The 5,807-nt window shown below is 35.3% G+C and carries 6 protein-coding genes; 2 read left to right on the top strand and 4 right to left on the bottom strand.

The genetic code is table 11. The features are described from left to right. The 4 genes from QVB70_RS07540 to QVB70_RS07525 all read right to left on the bottom strand — a co-directional run. The coding region (locus QVB70_RS07540; RefSeq protein WP_287585023.1) for a GTP-binding protein at positions 1 to 1,468 on the bottom strand (1,468 nt) is incomplete at its 3' end. Positions 1,469 to 1,482: 14 nt separating this feature from the next. Further along, entirely contained in the window at positions 1,483 to 2,211 is a 729-nt protein-coding gene (locus QVB70_RS07535; RefSeq protein WP_287585021.1) for a 5-formyltetrahydrofolate cyclo-ligase, read from the bottom strand. Positions 2,212 to 2,260: 49 nt separating this feature from the next. Continuing rightward, positions 2,261 to 4,231 carry a hypothetical protein gene (locus QVB70_RS07530; protein WP_287585020.1) on the bottom strand — a complete coding sequence of 657 codons (1,971 nt, stop codon included), beginning with the start codon at positions 4,229 to 4,231 and terminating at the stop codon, positions 2,261 to 2,263. Between the two features lie 211 nt (positions 4,232 to 4,442). Beyond that, positions 4,443 to 4,667, bottom strand: a complete 225-nt coding sequence (locus tag QVB70_RS07525; protein WP_287585018.1) for a histone family protein — start codon at positions 4,665 to 4,667, stop codon at positions 4,443 to 4,445. Positions 4,668 to 4,944: 277 nt separating this feature from the next. Between QVB70_RS07525 and QVB70_RS07520 the strand changes: the two genes are divergently transcribed. Together QVB70_RS07520 and QVB70_RS07515 are read left to right on the top strand one after the other, a co-directional pair. Next, complete coding sequence (locus QVB70_RS07520; RefSeq protein WP_287585017.1) at positions 4,945 to 5,244, top strand: MoaD/ThiS family protein; 300 nt, start codon at positions 4,945 to 4,947, stop codon at positions 5,242 to 5,244. Between the two features lie 31 nt (positions 5,245 to 5,275). Continuing rightward, a complete protein-coding gene (locus QVB70_RS07515) occupies positions 5,276 to 5,572 on the top strand; it encodes a TIGR00304 family protein (RefSeq protein WP_287585016.1) in 297 nt (98 codons plus the stop codon). Positions 5,573 to 5,807 lie beyond the last annotated feature (235 nt).

Raw genomic sequence — 5,807 nt, 5'->3', positions numbered from 1 at the left:
ATTGAATGCTATTGAATCCATTTTCATCACTATTTGCTAAGACAGGAGTGCTTTGGGATATTGTTTCGCGATATACTATGAGAGGTTTTGAAGTAATCACCTTAACGCCTTCTTTTTCGATATCTTTTACAGCAATTTCAAGGTGAAGTTCTCCAATCCCTGAAAGAAGCACCTCGCCTGTTTCTTGATTAACAGTACTAACCAAATTAGGATCCTGAATCGCCAGTCTTTCAATGATCTCTGCTAAGTCCGGGAGTTGTCTAGTCAGTGTGGGTTCTATTGCTACGGTCATAACAGGTTCAGAAACATAAGAGATGCCTTCAAAAGGTGTAATCTGATCAATATAATCTTGATTTGTAATTGTTTCACCAGTTCTTACATTCCCTACTCCTGCAAGTGCAACAATGTTACCCGCGCTTAGTTCTTCTACAATTTTTCTTTGCGCTCCCATAAACATACTTACTTGTGTTATTCGATTGTTTTCGTTTGCCAAAATTGGATGTACACGATCGCCTACATGAACTGTACCGGAAAAAATTCTTCCCGTAGCGATTCTTCCTGCATGAGGATCTTGTATAATTTTATGAACACAAATCACTAAAGGTCCGTTCTCATCACAGTTAAGCATTGATATGCCTGCGTTGCTAGTTAAATCACCTTGCCATATACGTGGGATTCTATAAGATTGTGCTTGCTTTGGATTCGGTAAATGATCAATCACCATATCTAAGACTGCCTCTTGAACAGGTATCGTTTCAGCTAACTCCTCTATTTTGTTTTCTTTGTATCCTTCTAAAATTTGAGCGAACTTTACTCCTTTTTTCATAGTAATAGCACTTGAAAGAGCCCAACGATGGAGAGCAGAGCCAAAAACTACTGTTCCACTAGCAACATTTACCTTCCAGTTGTCCTTGTACTCTTCTTCCGCATATAATTCAATTAAGGTGTTGAACTCTTGGACAATACGCTTTAATTTCTCCTGTATTTCTTCGGGAGTTAATTTTATTTCATTAATCAGCCGATCAACTTTGTTGATAAACAAAACAGGCTTTACACGTTCCTGTAGCGCCTGTCTTGTCACGGTCTCTGTTTGTACCATTACCTCTTCAACTGCATCAACAACCACAATTGCTCCATCAATAGCCCTAAGAGCACGATTCACTTTTCCAGAAAAGTCTACATGTCCCGGCGTGTCTACCAAATTGATAACAAATTCTTTTTCATCTTTAGAATGGAGTAAGGATATTGTTGCACTCTTAATCGTGATTCCTCTCAATTGTTCTTCATCTAGATAATCCAGCGCACGGGCTTTGCCAACTATTGACGGAGATAATAAGCCTGAATTCGCCAGAAATGAATCTGCAAGTGTTGTTTTTCCGTGATCGATATGTGCAATAATTCCAATATTCCGAATTTGTTTTTTGGTTTTCATTATTTTAAGAAGCTCTGGAACTAATTTTGCACTCAAGACGAAGACCTCAGTTATAATCGACTTTTTAATTCTTCTAACATTGGAATTGAACTAATTCTTAAATCTGATAGTAACTCCCACAATATTCCTTGAGGTTTCTGATAGGTAGTGTTTGTATAAATAACGCTATTTGGTGTTATAACAATGTCTAGTGAAACATCATGCTCAGTCATAGGTATATTTTCAACTAGTTGCACTTCATGGACTGTAGTCAACACCCGCGTAGTTTTGTCAATCAAATCATATGCTGTCAAAATGCCAAACTCTAAATCTGAATACCCACCGCCTTTTCCGACACGGCCACCTTTTATATCAACAGCTACAGATCCCGCTATCTTTAGATCTATTTTTTCGATTTTATTTGGCTTTACAATACTCCCAAATTGAAATGCACCCTTTATTGTAGACGCCCTTCTAATCTTGTCGGTGCGAACTGTCTTTTTACTTAAAACTAAAAACCCTTTTTCCTTTAATCGGGGTGGTGCCATTATCAGAATTTTCCCATCTCTTAAGATGTGTTCTCTAACAGGTCTTTGAGGGGAATCAGGATTACAAAATATTGTTTGCGCATTTTTGTATTCCTTTATTTCTACAAGACGTTGTGCAGCATCCTCAGAACCAACAAAATTGGGGATCCTATTAAAAACAGGTCTTGGAAACCTGGCAATTCCACGTTTTTCCATCAAATCCCAGATTTCTACTCTTATTTTGGATTTTTCTTTAGAATGTAATTTATTCATAAGAATCATTATTATGAGATATTTTCGTCAATCAATATTTCATATGGTTTTACCCATAAATGATTTTAAAAATCCAAATATCTCCATCAGAATAAACTGGCTCATAATTTCTGCTGCCTAAGAATAAATTAGGATCTAATCGCTGGAAATCATAGATTGCTTTCTTTCCGATGTAGATATAATCAATACTGAAGTATTTGAGAAGTGAAAATGTCTCTTCAGACTCAGGGTTTTCCTTTAATCGCTGCTTCAATTGATTAACTTTTGTTACATATTCTTCAGAAACCAAATTGTCCCCGTTACTTTTAGCCATTGAATAAGTCCTTCGATGCGCGATAGCTACAATCCATTCTCCAGCATCTGCTGATGTAACAAAAAATGTTGCGTTTTCATCGGTATTGTTTTGAATCCATATAAAGGCTTGATAGTCTGCCGTTGTTACTGCTGAGTCCTCGTAATTCCCCACCATGTAATTAAAAAGCAAAAGGGACTCAATAGTAACGGCAATTAAAATAAATACAAAAAAAACCTTTTGAAATATTTGCGTTGGAGTAAGTTTTTTAAAATATTTAAGATCTCCAATTGAACCAGCCCAGTTTGATAGATTAGTGAATCCAAATCCAGCCATTGATACTAGAGGCAAAGTTAAACCAGGTCTGATATACGTTGGATCAAATATGTACCAGTATGGAAATTCTAAGAAATAAAGACCTATCGGTCCATTTGCTGTAATAAGAAATAATATGGCACTCCATACGAATATACTGATTATGGAATTATTTTTTGAATTGGTTCTGTTGAATCTTGATAAGAAGAAGAGTAATCCTATAAATGCTATAAGCGGAATACTCCCACCGAAATCTTTTATAACCAACCTTACAAAGACCTTTTCAAGCCCAGAAAGTGATGTAAAATACCTGAGATCAAAAATTTGTGTCTTTGCCCACCATTTAATCATTGTTTCAATAAAAAAACTTTCTCTACCCTCAGTAGCAGAAATACTTAGCAATATTCGAGGAAATGATATCAATAAGCCAAAAAAGACAGAAAGAAGAGCGTTCAGAAATGATTTAACATTTCTTTTAAAAAAATGTGAAAAATTTACTGAAACCAACCCACAGATCGCTATAAAGAATGGCAGATAATGTGCGTAAATGAGACCAACTGTAAGTATTACTAAAAGTATAGATAATACTAGAGAGAATTTATTTTCTTTTATCATTTGTACAGCAACCGAAATAAACAGAGGAATCAAGAAAAATCCGAAGATGTAACTATTTCCACCCCAATTAAAAAAAATCATGGGGACATGAGTAACCACACCGCTTAAGAAACACATATTTGCGGCAATTCTTTTATCATCAAAAAGTTTGCTTCCTAAGGAGTACATAGAAATAGGAAATAAGAAATTGTAGGTATTTGTAAGTAACATGAGGATTTGTTCAATTGGAAAAGGTAAAAGGTAGAAAAAGAAGACTGCTACTGCATGTAGTCCTAAATTATAAGTTACTGCCACTGGATAAAATGGAGCGAATGTGACTGGGTATCCTCGATTTCTGATAATTAAATAGGCGTAAAGCGTATGAAATTTTGCATCGTTGCCGGGGTAAACATATAATCCTAGAGTTGGAAACAATCGAATACCAAACGAAACTGCGAGAGTAATTACGATTATTGGAGGAATTGACCTAAGTTCAACTATATACTCCTTCAGTTTGTGTTTGTTTTTTAAAGCAATGAATCCTGCTATTGCGAGAATAAAAAGCATAATGCAAATTGTTGTGAGATAATTGAACCCAGAGAAAGGCGTTAAAACAAAGACCATCAGAGGTATAAACGTCGAACTTATAGCTACACAAAGTACCATTTTTTCAATCAGATCAAAGCGCTGAATACGGCTTTCAAAATGAGAAAAAAACCATAAAACAAGTCCTCCCATAGCGATCATCACTACGTAAAAAAGCAAGGAAAATGTAAAGAGGGAAAAAACTGTAACGGGCTGATATGTGTCTACTTGCATTCAACTCACTTTGTTTTCGAAGTAGTTAGTCAAGAAGTTAATTTATTGAATTTAATTCCTTTCAATAGAGTATAATATAAAGGGATTTCGCCCTCCAAATTATTCCAGCCAAAAAGCAACAGTCTTTTTCGAAATTATCTTTGAGTAATAATTTGATCACTACATTGAAAAAAAGATAAGAGATTCTGATGGGCATACTAACTCTACAGGTTTACCAGCGTTTCTTCCATTGATTATATGCCAATCGAATGTCCTCACCTGTAACCGTCTTTCTTCCTGCATGAGTTGCAAGCTCTACAGCACGAGAACTGATTTCAAGACCAATTTCATTCAAAACGTCTCGCAAAGCTTCTGCAGCAGTCATGCTTACTCTATCTGCTTTTGCTCTACGCACTAACCTTTCTAAAGGAGCCAAGGGTAAATCGGTTGCGGCCATAATTTTCCCTCACATTGTTTGAAATCATAACTTAATTCGACAAAATTAAAATTTGAAATATACTTTGATGGACTCCTTTTAAAAAATTATGGGATATATTCCGTTCTTTTGAGAATATACTTACTTTTCTTAAACATTTTAAAAAGAACGTGTCTTTGAAACCAGAATAAGGTGAAAATAAGGTGAAGAGCCTCTCATGCAAATGTTAAAAGAATGCTTTTCTGACGAAAAGTTTTAATTCTAAGACTAAATTCATAGACAATGAGAGTGAGAAACCATGGGAATCAATGTACGGATTAGGGTAATGGGTTCACTAAAAGAGATCATGGGAAACCCATTTCAGATAAATTTGCCAGATGATTCTACAATACAAGATCTTTTGGATTCACTCTCAAATGATTTTGACCAACAATTCAAAGAAAAGTTCAATCAGTCTCTTTCAGAGCTTTACCCCTCATTATTCATATTACTGAACGATGCAGACATTTCACTTTTTGAAGATGAACATACTAAACTTTCAAATAATGATATCATAACAATTTTGCCTATAATACATGGTGGCAATCACGAATTATGAGATTGAGATTTCTTGATACTTTGGTGAAATTATGCAGTGGAACTTTTTAATACCTCTTGGAATAATTTTAATCATTATCGGCAGCATCTTCATATTTCTTGAGGTTTTTTGGAACATTATCAAGGAAAAGAGAGAAGAACCTGAAAAAGACGACGAAGAAAGGCGAAAGAAAACGAAAACTAAAGTTGGCGGAGGAGGCGTAGTCCTTATTGGCCCAATTCCCATAATTTTTGGATCCGATAAGAAATTCCTCATAATTGCAATAGTACTTGCTATTATCCTAATGATCATTAGCTTTGTTCTTTTTTATCTACCAGCTTACTTGTAGATTAGGGAAGCATAATATTTGAGAAATCACTCAACTCTCTGGGAAACATAAGTTATTTAAAGCATCTGAAAGAGTAAATTAGCACTATACTGCTTAGGCAAGAAATGAGTAATAAATAAAATATGCTCCGGTGGTGTAGTCCGGCCATTTAGAAGGCATAAACGGTTCTAAATAAACAAATTCTAAGTCGAAAGCATCTGGGGCTCTCGACTCTTCTTTGTACTCTGTGCAGAAT

It is taken from the genome of Candidatus Borrarchaeum sp. (assembly GCF_019058535.1).
Classification (GTDB): Archaea; Asgardarchaeota; Sifarchaeia; order Borrarchaeales; family Borrarchaeaceae; genus Borrarchaeum; species Borrarchaeum weybense.
The sequence above is the reverse complement of the archived record's forward strand: the minus strand, read 5'-3'. Positions and strand labels throughout refer to the sequence as shown.

Excerpts from the sequence above, each read along its gene's own strand:
- QVB70_RS07530 (WP_287585020.1), bottom strand. The coding sequence starts at position 4,231 with ATGCAAGTAGACACATATCAGCCCGTTACAGTTTTTTCCCTCTTTACA.
- QVB70_RS07515 (WP_287585016.1), top strand. The coding sequence starts at position 5,276 with ATGCAGTGGAACTTTTTAATACCTCTTGGAATAATTTTAATCATTATC.
- QVB70_RS07535 (WP_287585021.1), bottom strand. The coding sequence starts at position 2,211 with ATGAATAAATTACATTCTAAAGAAAAATCCAAAATAAGAGTAGAAATC.
- QVB70_RS07520 (WP_287585017.1), top strand. The coding sequence starts at position 4,945 with ATGGGAATCAATGTACGGATTAGGGTAATGGGTTCACTAAAAGAGATC.
- QVB70_RS07525 (WP_287585018.1), bottom strand. The coding sequence starts at position 4,667 with ATGGCCGCAACCGATTTACCCTTGGCTCCTTTAGAAAGGTTAGTGCGT.